Origin of the sequence: Algorimicrobium algoritergicola (assembly GCF_008086165.1) — a bacterium.
Taxonomy (GTDB): domain Bacteria; phylum Bacteroidota; class Bacteroidia; order Flavobacteriales; family Flavobacteriaceae; genus Algorimicrobium; species Algorimicrobium algoritergicola.
In genome coordinates, this window is the sequence record NZ_VSKL01000026.1 from 1 (window position 1) to 870 (window position 870).

The following is an 870-nucleotide window of genomic DNA, read 5'->3' on the forward strand; positions in this document are numbered from 1 at the left end:
GTCATTGTGTGATGGAAGCTACAGGTTATTATCATTATCAGTTAGCTTATTTTTTATTGGAATCTGGCATCAAATTGTCTGTAGAAAATCCATTAGCAGTCAAACGCTTTATCCAGATGAAGCTCTCAAAGATCAAGACGGATAAAAGTGATTCAAAACTGATTTGTGAGTACGCAAAACAGGTCGAATTAAAACTTTGGCAAGGCAATTCTAAACACCAAACAGAATGTCTACAAATGACCAGACTCCTTTCTGTGTATACAAAACAGAGCACGATGTTAAAAAATAAATTACATGGTGAGGATGTTTTAGGCAATCCAAGTAAAGCCGTTGTACAATCTTTGAACCGTAGTTTGAAACACGTTCAGAAAGAAATGAAAACCTTGGAAGATAAGTTGCTAATATTAGTAAAGCAAGTTCATCAAGATGTGTTAACACGATTAAAAACGATTCCAGGCATTGGCAAGAAAACATCGCTTATGTTGGTTGTTCTCACAGACGGTTTCGAGCGTTTTACAAGCGGAAGTGAATTGTGTAGTTATGCAGGTTTAACTCCTATAATTAGAAAGAGCGGAAGCAGTGTAAAAGGACGACCTCGAATCAGCAAGATAGGCAATCAGAAGCTTCGGAATTTATTATTTATGTGCAGTTTTAATGCGTGTAAATACAACAAGGCATGCAGGGAAATTTATGAACGATTAGTAGCAAAAGGAAAGAGTAAAAAATTGGCATTAATAGCTGTTTGTAATAAGCTACTAAAACAGGCTTTTGCTATTGCAAAATCAGGATTAATATATGAGGATACTTACAGAAGTACTTTGGTGAAAAGTTAATGAGTTTTTACTTGTTTTTTACCACAGTACTTTGTTG

Annotated in this window: 1 protein-coding gene; it reads left to right on the forward strand. The window is 35.2% G+C overall.

Annotation, left to right across the window (positions count from 1 at the left end):
• Positions 1-833: IS110 family RNA-guided transposase (locus tag ES675_RS16340; RefSeq protein WP_148367586.1), on the forward strand; the 833-nt coding region annotated here is incomplete at its 5' end.
• Positions 834-870 lie beyond the last annotated feature (37 nt).